Raw genomic sequence first — 19647 nt, 5'->3', positions numbered from 1 at the left:
GGCGGTCAATAAAAAAACGGCACGCGAGCGTGCCGTTCCGGGTCATGCGGCGTGAAACGCTCAGGCCGGATTCACCGGCTTGAGCTGCATCGACTTGTATTCGAGATACTCTTCGAGCCCGTACACACCGTTTTCGCGGCCGTGTCCCGACTGCTTGTAGCCGCCGAACGGCGCGGCGCCGTTCCACGTGCCGCCGTTGATGTCGACCTGCCCCGTGCGGATGCGGCGCGCGACGCGCATCGCGCGTTCGTCGCTGCCCGCCCATACCGCGCCGCCGAGCCCGTACGGCGAATCGTTCGCGATGCGCACGGCTTCGTCTTCGTCGCGATACGTGATGATCGACAGCACCGGCCCGAAGATCTCTTCCTGCGCGATCGTCGATTTCGGATCGACGCGGCCGAACACCGTCGGCTTCACGAAGAAGCCCTTCGCGAGCCCTTCCGGCAGGCCCGTGCCGCCGGTCACGAGTTCCGCGCCGTCGTCGATTCCGCGCTGGATGTACGCCTGCACGCGCTGCTGCTGCACGGCCGATGCGAGTGCGCCGAGGCGCGTCGTTTCCTGACGCGGGTCGCCCGCGACATACGCTTCGGCTGCCGCCTTCGCGATCGCGCGCGCCTCGTCGTAGCGCGCCTCCGGCACCAGCATCCGCGTGTGCGCCGAACAGGTCTGGCCCGCGTTCAGGTAGCACGCGTTGACCGTGCCCTTCACCGCCGCCGCGAAATCGGCGTCATCGAGAATCACCGACGCCGATTTGCCGCCCAGTTCGAGCGCGACGCGCTTCACGCCCGCCGCCGCGAGTTCGGCCACGCGCTTGCCGGCGCGCGTCGAACCCGTGAACGACACCATGTCGACGTCCGGATCGGTCGCCAGCACCTCGCCGACGACCGGGCCATAACCGCACACGAGGTTGAACACCCCCGCCGGCAGGCCCGCTTCGTGAATCGCCTCGGCGAGCATGAACGCGTTGAGCGGCGCGACTTCGGACGGCTTCAGGACGACCGTGCAGCCGGCCGCCAGCGCCGGCGCGACCTTCAGCGTGATCTGGTTGAGCGGGTAGTTCCACGGCGTGATCGCCGCGACGACGCCGACCGGCTCGCGCACCACCAACGAGTTGCCGACCTTCGCCTCGAATTCGAACGATTCGGCGAGCTTCGCGTATGCCTTCCAGTTGTAGATCGGACCGCCGACCTGGATCGCGCGCGACAGCTTGATCGGCATCCCGACTTCGCCGGTGATCGACTGCGCGAGTTCCTCGCTGCGCGCCTGCAGACGCTCGACGATCTTGCGCAGATAGGCCGCGCGCGTCGCGGCCGGCGTCGCGGCCCATGCGTCGAATGCCGCGCGCGCCGCGCGGATCGCGTCCTGCGCGTCCGACGCCACGCCCTCGGGAATCCGGCCGATCACGGCCTCGGTGCCCGAGTCGATCACGTCGATCGTGCCCGTTCCGGCCGGTTTGCGCCATGCGCCGTCGATATAGAACTGATCGTAGATTTTCATCGCTTCCTGTCTCCCGGAAAACGGCCATTCTAATGAGTGCGGCGCGGCTCCGCGACGACGCCGAGCGTGACTTCGAGCGTCGTCGAACGGCCCGCGCGGACGCCTGGGACCGGGCGCCGGACGCCCGCTTCCCGCCACCGCGGCATCCGCGCCGCGCCGGCGCGTCACGAGGTCGCACCTCGGGCCCCGCATCGTGCTATGTTTTTAGTATCGGCGCCGGCTGCTGCAGGCCGCGCCACCCGGAATCGATGCTTTCGTGAGCGCTGCCATGACCGACGCACCCCATATCCTCGGCTCGCAAGATCGCCTGGAGCTGCTGTGCTGGCTCACCTGCGGCAATCTCGGCGCGTTTTACCTGAATGAATCCTGGCCGGACGCGTCGTTCCAGGTGCAGGCCGCACACCGCTGGCTCGACCGCCACCACCGGCAGTCCGACTGGCTCGCGATCGCGAAGCTGGCCGCGCTGGCGCAGGACATCGCAAAGCGGCACGCCGATTTCGTCGACGCGTCGTGGGCGCGCGACGCGGTCGAGGAAATCGTCGATACCGACGATCTCGACTACCGGGCGAAACTCGTGCAATGGGTGTACGAAGACTGCTGCAAGGCGCTCGCCGACAAGCGGCTCGCGGATTGACGCGCCGGGCGGCGCGCGAGGTGGTGCAAGCGGCTGCCTTCGGGAAACGGCGCCGCCGCGTCGAATCGCGATCGCGGGCGCAACGCCCGACCTGACATTTTCCCTTCATCGGGACGCCGGGCTGGCGCGGCACGCGCTCACCTGGTCGGCCTGGATACGAAAAAACCCGCCAGGCTTCCACCTGGCGGGCTTCCGGTACATCAGATCGGGCATGGCTGCCCGAGCAATTACTCCTGCCCCTGGCTCGTGAGGAACTCCTCGTAATTCCCGCCGAAGTCGAACAGCGTGCCGTCCGTGCGCACTTCGATGATCCGGTTCGCCAGCCCGCTCACGAATTCGCGGTCGTGGGACACGAAGATCAGCGTGCCTTCGAACTGCTCGAGCGCGATCTGCAGCGACTCGATCGACTCCATGTCCATGTGATTGGTCGGCTCGTCCATCAGCAGCACATTGTGGCGGCCGAGCATCAGCTTGCCCCAGATCATGCGGCCCTTCTCGCCGCCCGACAGCACCTTCACCGACTTCTTGATGTCGTCCGACGAGAACAGCAGGCGGCCCAGCGTGCCGCGCACCATGGTTTCGTCGTCGCCGTCCTTGCGGTACTGGTCGATCCAGTCCATCAGCGTGATGTCGTTCGGGAACTCCTCGTACGTGTCCTGCGGCATGTAGCCGACATTCGCGTTCTCGGACCACTTCACCGTGCCGTGATCGAGTTGCAGCGCGCCCAGCAGCGAACGCAGCAGCGTCGTCTTGCCCGCGCCGTTCTCGCCGATGATCGCGATGCGCTCGCCCGGCTGCACCGACAGGTTGAAGTTCTGGAAGATCGTGCGCTCGTACTTCTTCGTGATGTCTTCGGCGACCACCGCGACGTTGTGCAGCTTCTTCTCGAACTCAAAGCGAATGAACGGGTTCTGACGCGACGACGGCTTGAATTCCTCGATCTTGATCTTGTCAATCTGCTTCGCGCGGCTCGTTGCCTGGCGGGCCTTCGACTTGTTCGCCGAGAAGCGGCGCACGAAGTCCTGCAGCTCGGCCACGCGCTCCTTCGCGCGCGCGTTCGCCGCGGCCTGGCGCTCGCGCGCCTGTGCCGATGCGAGCATGTAGTCGTCGTAGTTGCCCGGCCAGACCTTCAGCGTGCCGAAGTCCATGTCGGCCATGTGCGTGCACACCGAGTTCAGGAAGTGACGATCGTGCGAGATGATGATCATCGTCGAGTTGTACTCGTTGAGCGTGTGCTCGAGCCAACGGATCGAGTTGATGTCCAGGTTGTTGGTCGGTTCGTCGAGCAGCAGCACGTCCGGCTTCGAGAACAGCGCCTGCGCGAGCAGCACGCGCAGCTTCCAGCCCGGCGCGACGTCGGCCATCGTGCCGTTGTGGAACTTCTCCTCGATGCCGATGCCGAGCAGCAGCGCGCCCGCGCGCGCCTCGGCGTCGTAGCCACCGTATTCGGCGAACTTGCCCTCGAGCTCGGCCGCGTGCATGTAGTCGTCGTCGGTGGCATCCGGGTTCGCGTAGATCGCGTCGCGCTCGGTCATCGCGGCCCACATCTCGGTGTGGCCCATCATCACGACGTCGAGCACGCGCACGTCTTCATACGCGAACTGGTCCTGGCGCAGCTTGCCCAGGCGCACGTTCGGCTCCAGCGCGACGTTGCCGGCGCTCGGCTCGAGGTCGCCGCCGAGGATCTTCATGAAGGTCGACTTGCCGCAGCCGTTCGCGCCGATCAGACCATAGCGGTTGCCCTCGCCGAATTTGACCGAGATATTCTCGAACAAGGGCTTCGGCCCGAATTGCATCGTGATGTTGGCAGTAGAAAGCACGGCAGGTCCCGTAAGAGAGAAATCGACGGAAAACCGTGTATTTTAGCAGGTGTCGGAGAAACTGCCGACCGCCCTGTTCCGGCCCCGCCAGCAGGGCCGCCGCGCGCGGCGCCGGCCCTGCCCCGGACATCCTCACTTGCCGGCCTTCAGCGCCTCCTTCTGCGCCGCCTTCGCCTTCATCTGCCCGAACAGCTCCGAGCACGGCACGTCGCGGTTATTGCTCGGCGCGATTAGCGGAATCAGCGCCGCGAACGGGTTGATCAGGCCCAGCCCGACCATTGCGCCCGCGCGCAGCGCGAGCGCGCCGGCGTCGACGCCGACCTTCGGGTTCTTGAACGTACCCTTCGCGTACAACGGCGAACGCAACGAGAAGACCCGGAAACCCTTCGTATGCGGATGGATCTTCAGGTCGATCGATTCATCGCGCAGGTTGACCGGCCCGTCGACGTTGATCAGCGCGTCGTCCGTATCGAGCGCGAACACCTTCGGGTCGAGCATGCCGTCGTTCGCGACGAAGTCGATCGCCGCGCAATTGATGTTCACGTCGCGGGTGCCGAACAGCTTCTCGTAGACGACGTTCGCGACGTTCAGCCCCGCCGCCTCCATCAGCAGCAGGCTGATGCGGCCATCCGTGATGAGCGCCTTCACTTCGCCGGTCGACGTCGCCGCGAGCGCGGCCGGCGAGTTGCCGGTCGCCGACAGCGACGCGTCGCCGTTGATTTCGCCGAGCGCGGTCTGCATCACCTTCTGTGTCGGGAACAGTTGCTTCAGCCTCAAGTGACGCGCGGCCAGCGTAAAGCGGCCCTTGAGCGGCGTGCGGCTGCCGTCGAGATGCGCGTTGGTCGCGAGCGTGCCGCCCGCGACGCCGAACTGCAGCGGTTCGAGCGACAGCACGCCGTCCTGCAGCAGGATGTGCGTGTAGAGGTCGGTGATCGGCAGTTGCGGGCTCTTGATCAGCTTGCGCCCGGTGAACTTCACGTCCGCGTCGATCGCGCTCCAGCGCTCGGTGCGGAACGTCGCGACCGGCAGCACGCGGTCCGGCGGCTGGCGCGTCGTGTCGCCGCGCTTCGCCTTGCTCGCGGCGGAGTCGGCGCCGATCACCGGCGCGAGGTCGGAGAACTGCAGCAGGTTCGACACGAGCTCGCCCGACAGCTTCGGCCGCGGCTCGCGCTGCGCCCAGGTGAGCGTGCCACGGAGATCGCTGCCGCCGACGCGGCCGTTGAAATTCTCGTAACGGAACGTGCTCGCGTGCTGCTTGATGTTGCCGATCAGGCGCCCCTCGGTCGCATACGGCGGCGTGTCCGGCAGCGTGATGCCGGTGATCTGGTAGAGGTGCGACATCGAAGTGCCTTGCAGCCACAGACGCAGGTCGAGTGCCGCGAGATGCATCGGGTCGGTCAGCGTGCCGACGATCGCCAGCCGCGTGTCGCCGGCCTTCACGTCGGCCTGCAGCGGGAACGGCTGCGTCGCGTTCTCGATCGCCAGCACGCCGCCCACCTTGCCGGTGCCGCTGATCGGCACGTTCTTGTAGCGGCCGTCGACCTTGAGCCCGAACGCATACGTCGGGCCGGCCGGCTTCGCGGGCGCAGCGGCACCCGACGCAGCGGACGCACCGCTCGCGCCGGATGCCGGCACGGCCGTGGATGCGGAGGAAACCGAAGTAGCCGGCGCGGCAGCGGAGGCACCCGACGCCGTTGCGGCGGGCACCCCGCTCGCGCCTTGCGCCGCCGACGTACCCGACGCGGCCTCGGCACTCGCCTTCGCGCTCAGTCGGGCGGCTCCGCTCTTGCCGACACGCTGCGCCGACGCCGCGCGCGACGTTTGCTCCTGCTCCTTCAGCACGTCGCCGAGCGGAATCGGCTGGCCGAGCGTATCGATCGCGACCGTGAGATCGGCCTTCGTGATCGCATCGCGATACGTGACGATGCCCTTCGCGAAACCGAAGCTGTCGAGCCGCACCTTCCACGGCGACGGCTGCGACGATTGCTTGAACTGGAAGGTCCACGTATTGCGGCCGTCGGCGAGCCGCTCGAGGTCGACCGCGGGATTGACGACATCGATCGACGGAATGACGATTTCGTGCGCGAGGAGCGGAAGAATCGCGAGATCGAAATGCGCGGCATCGAGCGTGACGAACTTGGGCCCCTTCGCCCAGTCCGGGTTGCCGATCTCGAGTTGCGTGGCGGAGAAGCTCGGCCAAGGCACCCATGCGCGCCAGCCGGTCTCGCCGTCTGGGCGGCGCCAGCCGACCTTGAGATCGCCGTTGATCGCGAACGGGCGGCCAAGTGCGGTACTCACATGTTCGTTGACCCACGGTTTCGCGTGGTTCCAGTCGAACGTGAAAATGAAGATGCCGGCCGCCGCGAGGATCAGTGCGACGATACCGACGATCCATGCAGCCGATTTGCCGATGGCTCGTGCTAGCGTCATGGCGGTTCCGTTGTTGTTCTGCAGAGTTTGCGCGCCATGTCGGGCCACTTGCGTGAGTGAACGGAGCACGACACCGGCGGCTTTTCAATAGGTATTATGGCGCACGCTGCAGTAACGCTTCGGCGCCATTAACGCTTTTTTTCATTTGTGACATGACAGCCCCCTCCGGTCTCATCGATGCGCAGCACATCACGCGCCGCGACGCCAGCAGCGGCAAGACGCTGCTGGCGCCGACCGATTTCAGCCTCGCCGCGGGATCGCGAATTGCTATCACGGGACCGTCGGGCTCCGGCAAGAGCGTGCTGCTGCGCGCGCTCGCGTTGCTCGACCCGCTCGACGGCGGGCATATCCTCTGGCGCGGCAAGCGGATCAGGCGCGGCGCGATTCCGCGCTACCGGCGCAGCGTCGCCTACGTGCGCCAGCGGCCCGCGCAAATGGACGGGACCGTCGAAGCGCAGTTGCGCTATCCGTATTCACTCGCGATCTATCGCGACGTGACGTTCGACCGTGCCCGCGCCGAAGCGCTCGCCGCACGCGCCGGTCGCGGCGCCGATTTTCTCGACAAGCGGGCGAGCGAACTGTCGGGCGGCGAAGCGCAGATCGCCGCGCTCCTGCGCGTGCTGCAGCTCGACCCCGACGTGCTGTTGCTCGACGAACCGACGTCCGCGCTCGACCCCGACTCGACGCGCGCGATCGAAGCGCTCGTCGGCGCCTGGTTCGACGCGGCCCCCGGTGCACGCGCCTACATGTGGATCTCGCACGATCCGGCCCAAGCCGCCCGCATCGGCACGATGCGGCTCGTGATGCAGGCCGGCGTGCTGCACGCCGCGAACGCGATGGAGGCGCAGCCATGAGCCCCGCTCTGCAGGATCTGAGTCTCGTCGACGTCGGCATCGCCGCCGCGCTCGTCGCGATCAACGGTGCGATCTCGGCCGCGCTGTCGCTCGGCCTCGGGCGCAAGCTCGCGCTCGCCGCCGTGCGCACCGTCGTGCAGCTGCTGGCGATCGGCTACGTGCTCGGCTGGGTGTTCGGTCATCCGCACTGGACCGTCGTGCTGCCGCTCACCGCGTTGATGACGCTGATTGCAGGCTTCGCGGGCGCCGGCCGCGGCAAGCGTACGTATCGCGGACAGCGCGTCGACAGCATTGCGTCGATCTGGTTCAGCAGCTGGTTCGTCGCGGCCGTCGGCCTGTTCGTCGTGATCCGCATTCATCCGTGGTACACGCCGCAATATGCGATCCCGATCCTCGGGATGATCCTCGGCAATACGCTCACGGGCGTGTCGCTCGGCGTCGAACGGATGATGGAGGAACTGACCGCGCGACGCGACCGCGTCGAGACGGCACTGGCGCTCGGTGCGACGCGCTGGGAAGCCGCGCAGGACGCCGCGCGCCAGGCCGTGCGCGCCGGCATGCTGCCGACGCTCAACCAGATGGCGGTCGTCGGCGTCGTGAGCCTGCCGGGGATGATGACGGGCCAGGTGCTGGCCGGACAGTCGCCGCTGCAGGCCGTGCGCTACCAGATCGTGATCATGTTCCTGATCGCCGCGGCGTCCGCGCTCGGCACCGTTGGCGCAGTGCTGATGACGTATCGCCGGTTGTTCTCGGCCGATCACCGCTTTCTTGCAACTCGGCTCGAGGAACGCGCGCATTGACCCGCGGCGCCGCAGCGCACGCGGCATCCGCGTGGCGTGCGGTCAGCGGGCGGCGCGGCGTTTGCCGATGGCCTGGCGCAACGCGGCCGCGACGTCGGCGTCGGGCGCGAGCCCGTCGACCGACGCGACGAGCCGCACCGCGCGCGGCGTCGTCACATAGGCCTGCGCACCGACGTAACCGCCGCTGCCGGCCGAGCGCGTCGTGACGACGAGCGCCTGCGGCGCACGCGCGCCGAGGTCGGCCGTGAAGGCATCGGCGACGGTGCCGTCACGTGCATGCAGCACGCCAGTCACGTAGTCGTCCGTATCGAAGCCGGGGGCGGCATGCGCGGTCGAATACACGCGCACCGCGTAGCTGCCGGTCGAGCACGGTTCGAGCGCGCCGCTCGACACGACGGCGATCTGCTGTCGCGTCGGCAGCTCGACCTTCTTCACGAAGCTGCAATCGTCGGCCGCCTGCGCATGGGCAGCAACGAACGCAGCAGCCGACAGCAGCACGCGCATGTAATGTTTCATCGGAATGTCGTTCGGGGAAGATGGAGGATGCCGCAAGGATAGCGTGACATCCGCAGGACGTCACGCAGGCCGCCTGCGCAAATGACCGCGCCACCGTCGTGCGCCGGGCGTGACGAAGTCAAACATCGCTCAATGGAAAGGCCCGAAGCCGCGCGCCACGAAACCGTCACGCGCGACCCTGCCCGAATCGCCCTGATGCGCATCGCGATGGTTGCGCGCGCACCGGACGCCTTGCCGGCCCGCGCGCCCCGCTCAGCGCTTGATCGACACCGTCACCTTCGTGCCGTCGCTCATCGTGACGGACTTCGACCCGCCATTGGTCGAAATCGACACCCACTTGACCTGGCTCACTGACACGACGTCCGGGCACTGCAGCGACTTGCCGCCCGCGCTCACGTTGCGCGTGCCTTTCGGCGCGGCGGCCTGGAAGCTCATCTGCACGTTCGCGATCCCCTTCGCGTCGACCGACGGCGCGAGCCGCACCTGGGTCTGGCGCACCATCGCGCCGTTCGCGTCGCGCGGCAGGTTGTCGGCGTTCGGGCAACCGTCGGGCATCGCGACCGCGCCGCCCGGCGGCACGGACTTCCAGTTGAAGTCGTCCGTTTCGCCCGAGCGGATCTTGCGCGTCTCCTGCGTATTGCCGAAGGTCTTCGAGTCGACCTTGACGGTGTATTCGAGCTGCCCCGTCCCGCCGCCCTTCAGGCTGCCCTTGACCGGCGGCGCCGCGAATACGCTCGCGCTGACGCACGCCGCCGCGAACACGGCAGACCACGATGCGGCGACTGACAAGCTGCGTTGGCTCATGCTGACCTCCTTGTAATGCGGCGGCACGCGCGTGCCGCGCGGTTTTCGATGCATGATGCGTTGCCAGTCTACCGCCAAGCGGCATGCAATGCGCCGCAAACGCATCGGGTGTTACCCCGCTTGCGTTCGCGACGCCGTATCCCGTACGGGCGATGCCGCCTCTCGAGAAAACGCCGGGCCACCTCGGGTTTTTCGCCCCGACCTCGAGGTCAGAATCCGCTCAGCACCAGCTTGCCGATCGCGCGCCCGGCCTCGAGCAGTTGGTGCGCGCGCCGCAGGTTCGCGGCGTTGATGGTGCCGAGCTGCTCGCCGAGCGTCGTGCGCAGCGTGCCGCCGTCGACGAGCCTCGCCACCTCGCTCAGGATCTTGTGCTGTTCGACCATGTCCGGCGTCTCGAACATCGCGCGCGTGAACATGAACTCCCAGTGAAACGCCGCGCTTTTCGCCTTCAGCAGCTCGACCGGAATCGGCTTCTCGTTCTCGACGATCGTGCAAATGCCGCCCTGTGGCCGGATGACTTCCGCCGCGGCAGGGAAATGACGATCCGTGTCGTTGAAGATCAGTACATAGTCGACGTTCGCATGACCGATCTCGCGCAGTTGCGCGGGCAAGTCGCCAAAATGGTCGACCACGTCGTCCGCGCCGAGCGAGCGCACCCATTCGGCCGACGCCGGCCGCGACGCGGTCGCGATCACGTGCAGCTTGCCGAGCGTCTTCGCCAGCTGGATCGCGATCGAACCCACCCCGCCCGCGCCGCCGACGATCAGCACCGACTTGCCCGCGTCCGCACCCTGCGGCGACACGCGCAGCCGGTCGAACAGCGCCTCCCACGCGGTCAGCGCGGTGAGCGGCAACGCAGCCGACGCCGCGAAATCGAGCGAGCGCGGCTTGATCGCCGCGATCCGCTCGTCGACCGTGTGAAATTCGCTGTTCGCGCCGGGGCGCGTGATGCTGCCCGCGTAGAACACCTCGTCGCCCGGCCGGAACATCGTCACCTCGGCGCCGACCGCGACGACCGTGCCGGCCGCATCCCAGCCGAGCACGCGCGGGGTCTCCTCGACCTGCGGCTTCGGCGCGCGCACCTTGGTGTCGACCGGGTTCACGGAGATCGCCTCGACCTTCACGAGCAGGTCGCGCGGGCCCGGCACCGGTTGCGGCAGCTCCACGTCGACGAGCGACTGCGGGTCGTCGATCGGCAGATAACGGGTCAGTCCAACGGCTTTCATCACGAAACTCCTTCAGGGAAATCGGGCGGGCCGCGGCGCAGCCCCATGCCTGCCATCGTAGGCGGCCCGATCCTTCGAGAAAACCGCTATATTTCCTGAAACATTTTCAGGAATTTCAGAATAATGGCATCCGATCCGATTCCGGCCCCCGACAAGCCGCTCGACCTGCTCGACGTCGGCCTGTTCGTGCGCGCGGCGCTGCTCGCGAACGTGAGCGCGGCCGGACGCGAGTTCGGCGTGTCGGCCGCGGTCGCAAGCGCGCGCATCGCGCAGTTGGAACGCCAGCTCGGTGCGCGCTTGCTGCATCGCACCACGCGCCGCATCAGCCTCACGCAGGACGGTGAAATCTTCATGGCCCGCGCTGAGGCGCTGCTGTCGGCCGCCGACGCCGCGCGCGCGTCGGTCGGCCACGGCCGCAGCGAGCCGTATGGCCGGCTGAAGGTGTCGATGTCGTCGTCGTTCGGCCGCCAGCACGTCGCGCCCGTGATCCCCGCATTCCTGCGCCGCTACCCGTCCGTGTCGCTCGACCTGCGGCTATCCGACGAGATCGTCGACCTCGTCGACGACGGCTACGACGTCGCGATCCGCCTCGGCGCGCTGAAGGACTCGACGCTGGTCGCGCGCAAGCTCGCCGCCAACCGGCGCGTGCTGTGCTGCTCGCCCGCGTATCTCGCCGAACACGGGACGCCGCGCCATCCCGCCGATCTCGCACAGCACGAATGCGTGATTCTCGGCGACCAGCGCGACTGGTCGTTCGTCACGCCGCAAGGCCCGCTCACCGTGCGCGTCGGCGGCCGGCTCGTCGCGAGCAACGGCGAGGCGATCCGCGAAGCGCTCGTCGACGGCTTCGGCATCGCGATCAAGTCGACCTGGGACGTCGGCCCGCTGCTCGCGAGCGGCGCGCTCGTCACCGTGCTTGACGATTACCCGTTCGCGAACGACGTCGCGATCTGGGCCGTCTATCCGAGCCGCGCGCACGTGCCGCTCAAGACGCTCGCGTTCATCGCGTTCCTGGCCGAACACTTCGGCGATCCGCCTTACTGGGACGGCGCGGGTGAACGATAGGCGCCGTCCCCTGAGCGGAGCTTGCGGCGGCGCCGGCCGGGCATCCGCGGCGATCCGGTCGCGCCCTGACACCAACCGGCTACAATGGCGCGTTCGCGACGCGACGGCCCGACGCCGGACGGGGCCCGCGTTCGCAGGCGGCCGCATGCCGGCCGCGCACGCGTTTCATTCGCTTCCAATCATTCCGTCATGACCCACAACCTCGTCATCCAGAGTCTCGCGCCGTTGTCGGACGCGCATCACAAACCGCTGCTCGCGCTGTCGCGCGGCACCCGCATCGTGCAGACCGACGATCACGCGCTGCGTATCGAAAACGCAAACCCCGCGCAGCGGCTCGACATCGACGCGTACTGCGGCACGCACGCGCTCGACTTCGGCTTCGTCGAAGCCGGCCGTACGCTCGGCGAGTTCGGGCTCGTCGTGATGGACATGGATTCGACGCTGATCACAATCGAATGCATCGACGAAATCGCCGATTTCTGCGGGCTGAAGACGCAGGTCGCGGAGATCACCGAGGCATCGATGCGCGGCGAGATCCGCGACTTCAACGAAAGCCTCACGCGTCGCGTCGCACTGCTCGCGGGGCTCGACGCGCAGGCGCTCGAGCGCGTGTACGAGGAACGGCTGCAATTGTCGCCGGGCGCGGAGACGATGCTCGCCGGCGTGAAGGCCGCGGGACTGAAGACGCTGCTCGTGTCGGGCGGCTTCACGTTCTTCACCGAGCGCCTGAAGGCGCGCCTCGGCCTCGACTACGCGCACGCGAACACGCTCGAGATCGTCGACGGCAAGCTGACCGGCAAGGTGCTCGGCGAAATCGTCAACGCGGACGTGAAGGCGCGCATGCTGCGCGATACCTGCGCATCGCTCGGCCTCGAGCCGAGCCGCGCGATCGCGATGGGCGACGGGTCGAACGATCTGAAGATGATGGCCGAAGCCGGGCTGTCGGTCGCGTTCCACGCCAAGCCCGTCGTGCGCGATGCGGCCACCGTCGCATTCGACCACGTGGGCCTCGACGGGCTGCTGCGGCTGTTCTGATTTCCGGTCTGCGCACGCCGTCCATGAAAAAACGCCCGCGCGATATTGCATCGCGCGGGCGTTTCGTTTTTCCGCTTCGGTTCCGTTATCGGCCGAGCGTAGCCTGCAGCGCGCGCTCGATGTCCGCACGCAGGTCGGCTTCGTCTTCGAGACCGACGTAAAAGCGCACCAGCGTGCCGCGATGCGGCCACTCCGCACGCATCGACGCCACGTCGTAAGGCATCGCGAGGCTGCATGCACCGCCCCAGCTCCAGCCGATCGCGAACAGCTCGAGCGCCTCGACGAAACGATCGATCTGCTCGCTGCTGTAGCGTTCGTCGAACACCACCGAGAACAGCCCGCCCGCGCCGGTGAAGTCGCGCACGAACGACGCGTGCCCCGGACAGTCCGGCAGTTGCGGATGCAGCACGGCGGCGATCTCCGGCCGCGCCTTCAGCCATTTCGCGAGCGCGAGCGCGCTCTTGCTGTGCGCGTCGAAGCGCACCTGCATGTTCGGCAGGCTGCGCAGCACGAGCGAGCAATCGTCGACCGACACGCCGATCCCGCAGCGCATCCGCGCGAGCTTCAGTTGCGCGTGCAGCTCCGCGTTCGCGGTAATCGTCGCGCCCATCAGCACGTCGCTGCCGCCCGATTGATACTTGGTCAGCGCCTGCACCGAGATGTCGACGCCATGCTCGAACGGCTTGAACGCGAGACCGGCCGAATACGTGTTGTCGATCGCGGTGACGATGCCGCGCGCCTGCGCGACCGTCGTGATCGCGCGCACGTCGGGCACTTCCATCGTCACCGAGCCCGGCGCCTCGATCCAGATCAGCCGCGTGTTCGGCTGGATCAGGTCGGCGATGCCCGCGCCGACGAGCGGATCGTAGAAGCGCGCGGTGATGCCGAAATCCTTCGCGAGCCAGTTGCCGAAATCGGCGTTCGGCCCGTAGATGTTGTGCGGGATCAGCACGTCGTCGCCCGCCTTCACGATCCCGAAATAGACGTTCATGATCGCCGCGAGGCCCGACGGCTGCAGCAGCGCATGCGTGCCGCCCTCGATCTCGGCGAGCCGCTGCGCGAGCGCGAGCGACGTCGGCGTCGCGTGCAGCCCGTAGCGCCACTGGTTGTCGTTGTGCCAGACCAGCGCGCGCATCGTCGCGAGATCGGGGAACACGACCGTCGATGCCCGCGCGACCGGCGGGACGAACGAGCGGAAGCCTTCCGGAATGATGTCGTCGGGTTGAACGATGCGGGTCTGGAGTGCGCGCTTCGGAGTGGATGCAGTCATGGCAGGAGGCCGGGGGAAAGGCCGTTCGGTTGCGGAATGTGTCGCTAGATTAGCCAAAATCGGCGCGCTTGGCCCGGTACAATGCGCGCCGCGCGCACCGAGCCAGCGCGCGCTCAGTCGTCGGTGCGCAGGTTGACGATGCCGCCGACCGTCTCGATTTCCCGTATCCGGCCGTCGCGCACCTGCAGCGCCGCGCGCTTGCCCGGCGCCAGGCGCAGCACGACGGGTTGCGGATCCGATTCGTCCGAGTTCATCCGGTCGGCCTTCAGGTCGCCCGTCGCGTCGAAGCGGCCGATCCACACACCCGTGATGTTCGTGCCGTCGTTCGATTCCTCGATTTCGAGCGTGTCGCCGTCGCGGTCGCCGGCGAGCAGCACGACCTCACCCGTGTCCGCGAACTGGTATTCGCCGTGCACGCCTTCCTCGTCCGTCTTCGGCCCGAGATGCACGACGATCGGCCGGTCGCCGAGCGTGCCTTCGTAGCGCGGCAGGCGGGCGAATTCCGGATTCGGCCGCAGCGGCCGCGCGGGTGTCGCTTCATCCTGCTGCACGCCCGGCGCGGCGGCCTGCGCCGCGACCACGCCCGGCATCGCGAGGCCCGCCGCCAGCGCACCGGCGATCACCAGCGCCCGTTGCCATTCCGAATATCGACCCACCTTGTGTTGCTCCTTGCTTCAGATTCGCTCGAAAAAACACGGCGGCATGCTGCCTGCCGCCGATGGTCGTCGTCACGCGCGCGTAACGATCGCGCGTGCGAAAACGCCGATCGCGGTACGCACGCCGCTGGCCACCTTCGCGTTGCATGTCGCCCGTCATCCAGGGATTGCGGATGCGTGCGTCACGCGCGCGAGGTCACACCGGCATGCGTGATCCGCGTCAGCCCTGCATCAGGCGTTCCACCGCCTCGCGGCGCGGAATCGGCGCGACCGCGCCGTAACCCGTCGTCGACAGCGCCGCGGCCGCGTTCGCATAACGCGCCGCCGCAAACGGATCGTCGCCCGCGACGATCCGCGCCACGAACGCGCCGCCGAAGCAGTCGCCCGCGCCCGTCGCGTCGACGGCCTCGACCGCGAAGCCCGGCACCACTCGCCGTTCGTTCGGGGTCGCCACGTACGCGCCTTCCTTGCCGAGCTTCAGCGCGACGACCCGCGGCCCGTGTTCGAGCATCGCATCGACGATCGCGTCGCGATCGTTCGCGCCCGTGAGCGCCGTGACGTCGTCCCAGCTCGGCAGGCAGATGTCCGTCTGGCGCAGCGCCTCGCGCATCACCGCGCGGGCGCGCGGCAGCGGCCACAGCTTCAGGCGCAGGTTCGTATCGAAGCTGACCTGCGCGCCGTTGCCGCGCGCGTGGTCGATCGCCGCGAACGCGGCGTCGCATGCGGCCGTGCTGATCGCGAGGCTGATGCCCGACAGGTGCACGGCCTTCGCCGCGGCCAGCGCATCGAGCGGCAGGTCGGCGACCGCGTAGCGGCTCGCCGCGGAGCCCGCGCGCAGATAGTCGAACTGGTGGCCGTCCGCGCCGTGCGTGACGAAATACACGCCGGTCGGCGCCGAGCGGTCGATCCGCACGTACGTCGTGTCGACGCCTTCCGTCGCCCACATGTCAGCCAGCAAGCAGCCGAACGGATCGTCGCCGATCGCCGACACGAAGCCCGTCGACGCGCCCTGACGCGCCGCGGCGATGCAGAAGTTCGACGTGTCGCCGCCGAAGCCCTGCAGGAACTCCGTGCGCCCCGGCTGCGACTGGTTGAATTCGATCATCGCCTCGCCGAGCGCGAGGATCTGCGGAAACGCTGCGGTCATCGCTTAGACCTCGCCCCACAGGTCGTGGCCGTCCGCGCCGGCGATCTTCACCGACACGAAATCGCCGACCTTGTAGCGCTTCGACGCCTTCGTCGCCGGTTCGATGTAGACGACGCCGTCGATCTCCGGTGCATCCGCCGCCGTGCGGCCAATGCCGCCTTCCTCGCTGACTTCGTCGATCAGCACCTTGAGGGTCTTGCCGACCTTGCGCTGGATGCGCCGCGCCGACACTTCCTCGGCGACTTCCATGAAGCGCGCGCGGCGTTCTTCGCGAACGTCGTCCGGCAGTGCGCCGTCCAGGTCGTTCGCGGTCGCGCCTTCGACCGGCGAATAGGCAAAGCAGCCGACCCGATCGAGTTCCGCCTCGCGGATGAAGTCGAGCAGCGTTTCGAACTGCTCTTCCGTCTCGCCGGGGAAGCCGGCGATGAACGTGCTGCGGATCGTCAGGTCCGGGCAGATCTCGCGCCACTTCTGCACGCGCTCGAGCACCTTCTCGGCGTTCGCCGGGCGCTTCATGCGCTTCAGCACTTCCGGATGCGCGTGCTGGAACGGCACGTCGAGATACGGCAGCACGTGGCCCTTGAACGGGCCTTCGGCCATCAGCGGAATGACTTCGTCGACGCTCGGATACGGATACACGTAGTGCAGGCGCACCCATGCGCCGAACTGCGCGGCGAGTTCGCCGAGCGCGGCGACCAGGTCGGTCATGCGCGTCTTGATCGGCTTGCCGTTCCAGAAGCCCGTGCGGTACTTCACGTCGACGCCGTACGCGCTCGTGTCCTGCGAGATCACGAGCAGTTCCTTCACGCCCGACTTGAACAGGTTCTCCGCCTCGAGCATCACTTCCGCGACCGGACGCGACACGAGATCGCCGCGCATCGACGGGATGATGCAGAACGTGCAGCGGTGGTTGCAGCCTTCGGAGATCTTCAGGTACGCATAGTGGCGCGGCGTGAGCTTGATGCCGGCGGCCGGCACGAGGTCGACGAACGGATCGTGCGGCTTCGGCAGGTGCGAGTGCACGGCCTGCATCACTTCGCCCACCGCGTGCGGGCCGGTGACGGCGAGCACCTTCGGGTGGACTTCCTCGATCAGGTTCGAGCCGCTGGCGCTCGACTTCGCGCCGAGGCAGCCGGTGACGATCACCTTGCCGTTCTCGGTCAGCGCTTCGCCGATCGCGTCGAGACTTTCCTGCACGGCTTCGTCGATGAAGCCGCAGGTGTTGACGACGACGAGGTCGGCACCGTCGTAGGTGCCGGAGATTTCATAACCTTCGGCGCGCAGTTGGGTGATGATTTGTTCGGAGTCGACGAGCGCCTTCGGGCACCCGAGCGACACGAAGCCTACTTTGGGGGACTGGGACATCTGGAATGTGGGGGCGTGGCGGCAAAAGCGTGAGTTTACAGCTATTTATGGGTCAGGGAGGCAAAACTGGCGCTCAAGACGCCGTGGATGGCGCCCTCAATACCCAGCACGCGCCGGCGGAACCGGCAGCTGATCCAGCCTTTCGGACCGGCGACGATGAAACGATGAATGCGATCACCGCCCGTCATGCACGACAATCGCCCCCGGGCCTCACCCCGCCCCTATGCGAAAATCGCAACATCCGCTCTCTTCACTTACCCAACGGGCTTCGCATGACCACCCACATCACGATCGAATTCACCGAGCACGCCGCCGAGACCATCGGCGAGCAGACCAGCACCAGCTTTTCCTATGATCAGGGCGCCCACGTGCCGCAGCCGGGCGACTTCGTCGAACTCGAGAATTCGCGGCAGACGTTTCTTGTGATCGGCCGGGTGTTTTCGCTGAAGGCGAACTACTGCGCGGTGAAGCTCGTGCTCGACCTTCCTCCCGCGGACGATCACCAGGATTTCGATCCGGCACTTTGAGCCAAGCCGGCGGACGCGCAGGCTTTGCCGCTGCGCGTTGTGACGCGGCCCGACGCAACGGCGATCGGCCGCACTGGCACAAACTCACGCCGTGCGGCGCGACACGCCCGTGTGTCGAGTTGCTGATGACTCTCTGGAATTAGACAAAAGCGACCGGACCACGAGCGCACCGCCCCCACGCGAGGGCACGGGCATTCGGTGCCGACGATCAGGAACGACCGTCGGCGACATCTTGCGCCGGCGGCCAGCGGCCATCGTCGTGCCCGAGCACACGATCGGCCGCATCGCACCGCCGCGCATCGCGGCGCCAAGCCAGGCGGCGGGCGGCGGGCGGCGGGTGCCGCCGCGACCGGCCTGCCGCGCAAGCGTTACTTCTTCTCCGGCTCCGGCGCGCCCGGTTGCTTGAACGGGAACGTGCTGAACATCGACTTCGCCTGGTTCTGCATCTGCTCCTGCATCTGCACGAACATGTTCTTCGACTGCTCGATGTAGCTCGTCATCATCCCTTGCATCATCGGCGCCTGCATGTTCATGAACTGCGACCAGACTTCCGGATTCATCGCGTTACCTTCGTAAAGGTTCTTCGATTGATCCGCGAGCTTGTTCTGGATGTCGATGAACGCCTGGATATTCTTTTCCAGGTACGTGCCCATCATGCCCTGCATCGCATGACCGTAGAAACGGATGATCTGCGACAGCATCGACGACGAGAACATCGGCACGCCGCCGCTCTCTTCCTCGAGGATGATCTGCAGCAGGATGCTGCGCGTCAGGTCTTCGTTGGATTTCGCGTCGACGACCTTGAAGTCCTCCTGTTCCAGCACGAGCTGCTTGACGTCGGTCAGCGTGATGTACGTGCTCGTCTCGGTATCGTAGAGCCGGCGGTTCGGGTACTTCTTGATGAGCCGCTCGGCCGTTTTCTTTGTAGTAGTCATGTAACGCCTTTGGGTGCAGCGTAGCGCAAGTGACAAATCCCCGCCCCCCGGATCCGGGAGGCGGGGGCCTTCGGAAACGCCGGGCCGCGCGGCCGAAGCGGCCCGCGCAGCCGGACGTTCAGCCCATATGCAGGCCGCCGTTCAGCGAGAAGTCGGCGCCCGTCGCGAAGCCGGAGTCGTTCGACGCGAGCCACGCGACGATCGAACCGATTTCCTCCGGCGCGCCGAGACGACGCACCGGGATCGTCGCGACGATCTTCTCGAGCACGTCCGGACGAATCGCCTTCACCATGTCGGTGCCGATGTAGCCGGGCGACACGGTGTTGACCGTCACGCCCTTCGTTGCGACTTCCTGCGCGAGCGACATCGTGAAACCGTGGATGCCGGCCTTCGCGGTCGAGTAGTTCGTCTGGCCGAATTGCCCCTTCTGGCCGTTCACCGACGAAATGTTGATGATCCGGCCCCAGCCGCGCTCGACCATCCCGTCGATCACCTGCTTCGTCACGTTGAACAGGCTCGTCAGGTTGGTGTCGATCACGGCCGTCCAGTCTTCATGCGTCATCTTGCGGAACACGACGTCGCGCGTGATGCCCGCGTTGTTGACCAGCACGTCGATCTCGCCGACTTCGGCCTTGACCTTGTCGAACGCTGCCTTGGTCGAGTCCCAGTCGCCCACGTTGCCTTCCGATGCGATGAAATCGTAGCCGAGCGCCTTCTGGTCCTCGAGCCATTTCACCCGGCGCGGCGAGTTCGGGCCGCAACCCGCGACCACCTTGAAGCCGTCTTTCGACAGACGCTGGCAGATGCTGGTGCCGATGCCGCCCATCCCGCCCGTTACGTACGCAATTCGCTGAGACATAAATCTCACTCCATTTTTTGGTTTCGAGAGCCGCCGGAGGCCCCCTCTGACTTCACGTAACGCCGACCGAAGCCGCAATCGGCCGGCGCCCGGATTGGTTTGGCCGTGACGGACGACCGGTTACGGACGCTCGACCGCAAGCGCGACGCCCATCCCGCCGCCGATGCACAGCGACGCCAGCCCGCGCTTCGCATCGCGCTTGACCAT

At 67.1% G+C, this 19647-nt stretch carries 18 protein-coding genes; 6 read left to right on the top strand and 12 right to left on the bottom strand.

Features of this window, described 5'->3' with window-relative positions; all coding sequences use genetic code 11:
* Nucleotides 1-60: 60 nt before the first annotated feature.
* Nucleotides 61-1497, bottom strand: a complete 1437-nt coding sequence (locus tag WS45_RS19250; RefSeq protein WP_059524229.1) for an aldehyde dehydrogenase family protein — start codon at nucleotides 1495-1497, stop codon at nucleotides 61-63.
* Between the two features lie 268 nt (nucleotides 1498-1765).
* Between WS45_RS19250 and WS45_RS19245 the strand changes: the two genes are divergently transcribed.
* The gene (locus tag WS45_RS19245) at nucleotides 1766-2131 is read left to right on the top strand and encodes a hypothetical protein (RefSeq protein WP_059467440.1); all 366 of its coding nucleotides are present in this window, start codon (nucleotides 1766-1768) and stop codon (nucleotides 2129-2131) included.
* Nucleotides 2132-2358: 227 nt separating this feature from the next.
* On the opposite strand, the gene WS45_RS19240 is transcribed toward WS45_RS19245, so the two are convergent.
* Together WS45_RS19240 and WS45_RS19235 are read right to left on the bottom strand one after the other, a co-directional pair.
* Nucleotides 2359-3951, bottom strand: a complete 1593-nt coding sequence (locus WS45_RS19240; RefSeq protein WP_059524228.1) for an ABC-F family ATPase — start codon at nucleotides 3949-3951, stop codon at nucleotides 2359-2361.
* 132 nt (nucleotides 3952-4083) lie between these two features.
* Nucleotides 4084-6381, bottom strand: a complete 2298-nt coding sequence (locus WS45_RS19235) for an AsmA family protein (protein WP_059701114.1) — start codon at nucleotides 6379-6381, stop codon at nucleotides 4084-4086.
* 152 nt (nucleotides 6382-6533) lie between these two features.
* Here WS45_RS19235 and WS45_RS19230 point away from each other — a divergent pair, with 152 nt between their 5' ends.
* Both WS45_RS19230 and WS45_RS19225 read left to right on the top strand, forming a co-directional pair.
* A complete protein-coding gene (locus tag WS45_RS19230; RefSeq protein ID WP_059701113.1) occupies nucleotides 6534-7235 on the top strand; it encodes an ABC transporter ATP-binding protein in 702 nt (233 codons plus the stop codon).
* Entirely contained in the window at nucleotides 7232-8035 is an 804-nt protein-coding gene (locus tag WS45_RS19225; RefSeq protein ID WP_059691654.1) for an ABC transporter permease, read from the top strand. Before WS45_RS19230 ends, WS45_RS19225 begins: the two co-directional genes overlap by 4 nt.
* A 42-nt stretch (nucleotides 8036-8077) precedes the next feature.
* On the opposite strand, the gene WS45_RS19220 is transcribed toward WS45_RS19225, so the two are convergent.
* The 3 genes from WS45_RS19220 to WS45_RS19210 all read right to left on the bottom strand — a co-directional run bounded on the left by WS45_RS19220 (nucleotide 8078) and on the right by WS45_RS19210 (nucleotide 10581).
* Nucleotides 8078-8551, bottom strand: coding sequence for a PliI family lysozyme inhibitor of I-type lysozyme (locus tag WS45_RS19220; RefSeq protein WP_059524220.1), 474 nt, complete (start codon nucleotides 8549-8551; stop codon nucleotides 8078-8080).
* A 252-nt stretch (nucleotides 8552-8803) separates the two neighbouring features.
* On the bottom strand, nucleotides 8804-9355 hold the full coding sequence (locus tag WS45_RS19215; RefSeq protein WP_059691830.1) for a DUF6013 family protein: 552 nt from the start codon (nucleotides 9353-9355) through the stop codon (nucleotides 8804-8806).
* 209 nt (nucleotides 9356-9564) lie between these two features.
* A complete protein-coding gene (locus tag WS45_RS19210; protein WP_059701112.1) occupies nucleotides 9565-10581 on the bottom strand; it encodes a zinc-binding alcohol dehydrogenase family protein in 1017 nt (338 codons plus the stop codon).
* Nucleotides 10582-10704: 123 nt separating this feature from the next.
* On the opposite strand from WS45_RS19210, the gene WS45_RS19205 reads away from it, so the two are divergent.
* Both WS45_RS19205 and serB read left to right on the top strand, forming a co-directional pair.
* Nucleotides 10705-11646, top strand: coding sequence for a LysR family transcriptional regulator (locus tag WS45_RS19205; RefSeq protein ID WP_059524215.1), 942 nt, complete (start codon nucleotides 10705-10707; stop codon nucleotides 11644-11646).
* Between the two features lie 189 nt (nucleotides 11647-11835).
* Complete coding sequence (gene serB, locus WS45_RS19200; RefSeq protein WP_059524213.1) at nucleotides 11836-12681, top strand: phosphoserine phosphatase SerB; 846 nt, start codon at nucleotides 11836-11838, stop codon at nucleotides 12679-12681.
* Nucleotides 12682-12766: 85 nt separating this feature from the next.
* On the opposite strand, the gene WS45_RS19195 is transcribed toward serB, so the two are convergent.
* From WS45_RS19195 to rimO, 4 genes are all read right to left on the bottom strand, one after another.
* Nucleotides 12767-13951 (bottom strand): cystathionine beta-lyase, encoded by a 1185-nt coding sequence (locus tag WS45_RS19195; RefSeq protein ID WP_059691650.1) that lies wholly within the window; start codon nucleotides 13949-13951, stop codon nucleotides 12767-12769.
* A 113-nt stretch (nucleotides 13952-14064) separates the two neighbouring features.
* The gene (locus WS45_RS19190) at nucleotides 14065-14607 is read right to left on the bottom strand and encodes a hypothetical protein (protein ID WP_059524210.1); all 543 of its coding nucleotides are present in this window, start codon (nucleotides 14605-14607) and stop codon (nucleotides 14065-14067) included.
* 220 nt (nucleotides 14608-14827) lie between these two features.
* Nucleotides 14828-15754: a sugar kinase gene (locus WS45_RS19185; protein ID WP_059691649.1), complete on the bottom strand. Its 927-nt coding sequence runs from the start codon at nucleotides 15752-15754 to the stop codon at nucleotides 14828-14830.
* A 3-nt stretch (nucleotides 15755-15757) separates the two neighbouring features.
* Nucleotides 15758-17119 (bottom strand): 30S ribosomal protein S12 methylthiotransferase RimO, encoded by a 1362-nt coding sequence (rimO, locus tag WS45_RS19180; protein WP_059691648.1) that lies wholly within the window; start codon nucleotides 17117-17119, stop codon nucleotides 15758-15760.
* 272 nt (nucleotides 17120-17391) lie between these two features.
* On the opposite strand from rimO, the gene WS45_RS19175 reads away from it, so the two are divergent.
* Nucleotides 17392-17646, top strand: a complete 255-nt coding sequence (locus WS45_RS19175; RefSeq protein WP_059537455.1) for a hypothetical protein — start codon at nucleotides 17392-17394, stop codon at nucleotides 17644-17646.
* A gap of 368 nt (nucleotides 17647-18014) precedes the next feature.
* Here WS45_RS19175 and phaR read toward each other — a convergent pair whose 3' ends face one another.
* Together phaR and WS45_RS19165 are read right to left on the bottom strand one after the other, a co-directional pair.
* Nucleotides 18015-18581, bottom strand: coding sequence for a polyhydroxyalkanoate synthesis repressor PhaR (gene phaR, locus WS45_RS19170; protein ID WP_011549704.1), 567 nt, complete (start codon nucleotides 18579-18581; stop codon nucleotides 18015-18017).
* 118 nt (nucleotides 18582-18699) lie between these two features.
* Nucleotides 18700-19440: a 3-ketoacyl-ACP reductase gene (locus tag WS45_RS19165; protein ID WP_059537451.1), complete on the bottom strand. Its 741-nt coding sequence runs from the start codon at nucleotides 19438-19440 to the stop codon at nucleotides 18700-18702.
* Nucleotides 19441-19647 lie beyond the last annotated feature (207 nt).

Origin of the sequence: Burkholderia sp. RF2-non_BP3, from assembly GCF_001522185.1 — a bacterium.
Classification (GTDB): domain Bacteria; phylum Pseudomonadota; class Gammaproteobacteria; order Burkholderiales; family Burkholderiaceae; genus Burkholderia; species Burkholderia diffusa.
This window is presented reverse-complemented; position numbering and strand designations above follow the sequence as displayed.

Coding starts and splice junctions, on each gene's coding strand:
- WS45_RS19175 (WP_059537455.1), top strand. CDS start 17,392: ATGACCACCCACATCACGATCGAATTCACCGAGCACGCCGCCGAGACC.
- WS45_RS19210 (WP_059701112.1), bottom strand. CDS start 10,581: ATGAAAGCCGTTGGACTGACCCGTTATCTGCCGATCGACGACCCGCAG.
- WS45_RS19205 (WP_059524215.1), top strand. CDS start 10,705: ATGGCATCCGATCCGATTCCGGCCCCCGACAAGCCGCTCGACCTGCTC.
- WS45_RS19165 (WP_059537451.1), bottom strand. CDS start 19,440: ATGTCTCAGCGAATTGCGTACGTAACGGGCGGGATGGGCGGCATCGGC.
- rimO (WP_059691648.1), bottom strand. CDS start 17,119: ATGTCCCAGTCCCCCAAAGTAGGCTTCGTGTCGCTCGGGTGCCCGAAG.
- phaR (WP_011549704.1), bottom strand. CDS start 18,581: ATGACTACTACAAAGAAAACGGCCGAGCGGCTCATCAAGAAGTACCCG.
- WS45_RS19215 (WP_059691830.1), bottom strand. CDS start 9,355: ATGAGCCAACGCAGCTTGTCAGTCGCCGCATCGTGGTCTGCCGTGTTC.
- WS45_RS19250 (WP_059524229.1), bottom strand. CDS start 1,497: ATGAAAATCTACGATCAGTTCTATATCGACGGCGCATGGCGCAAACCG.
- WS45_RS19225 (WP_059691654.1), top strand. CDS start 7,232: ATGAGCCCCGCTCTGCAGGATCTGAGTCTCGTCGACGTCGGCATCGCC.
- WS45_RS19185 (WP_059691649.1), bottom strand. CDS start 15,754: ATGACCGCAGCGTTTCCGCAGATCCTCGCGCTCGGCGAGGCGATGATC.
- WS45_RS19220 (WP_059524220.1), bottom strand. CDS start 8,551: ATGAAACATTACATGCGCGTGCTGCTGTCGGCTGCTGCGTTCGTTGCT.
- WS45_RS19245 (WP_059467440.1), top strand. CDS start 1,766: ATGACCGACGCACCCCATATCCTCGGCTCGCAAGATCGCCTGGAGCTG.
- serB (WP_059524213.1), top strand. CDS start 11,836: ATGACCCACAACCTCGTCATCCAGAGTCTCGCGCCGTTGTCGGACGCG.
- WS45_RS19230 (WP_059701113.1), top strand. CDS start 6,534: ATGACAGCCCCCTCCGGTCTCATCGATGCGCAGCACATCACGCGCCGC.
- WS45_RS19235 (WP_059701114.1), bottom strand. CDS start 6,381: ATGACGCTAGCACGAGCCATCGGCAAATCGGCTGCATGGATCGTCGGT.
- WS45_RS19195 (WP_059691650.1), bottom strand. CDS start 13,951: ATGACTGCATCCACTCCGAAGCGCGCACTCCAGACCCGCATCGTTCAA.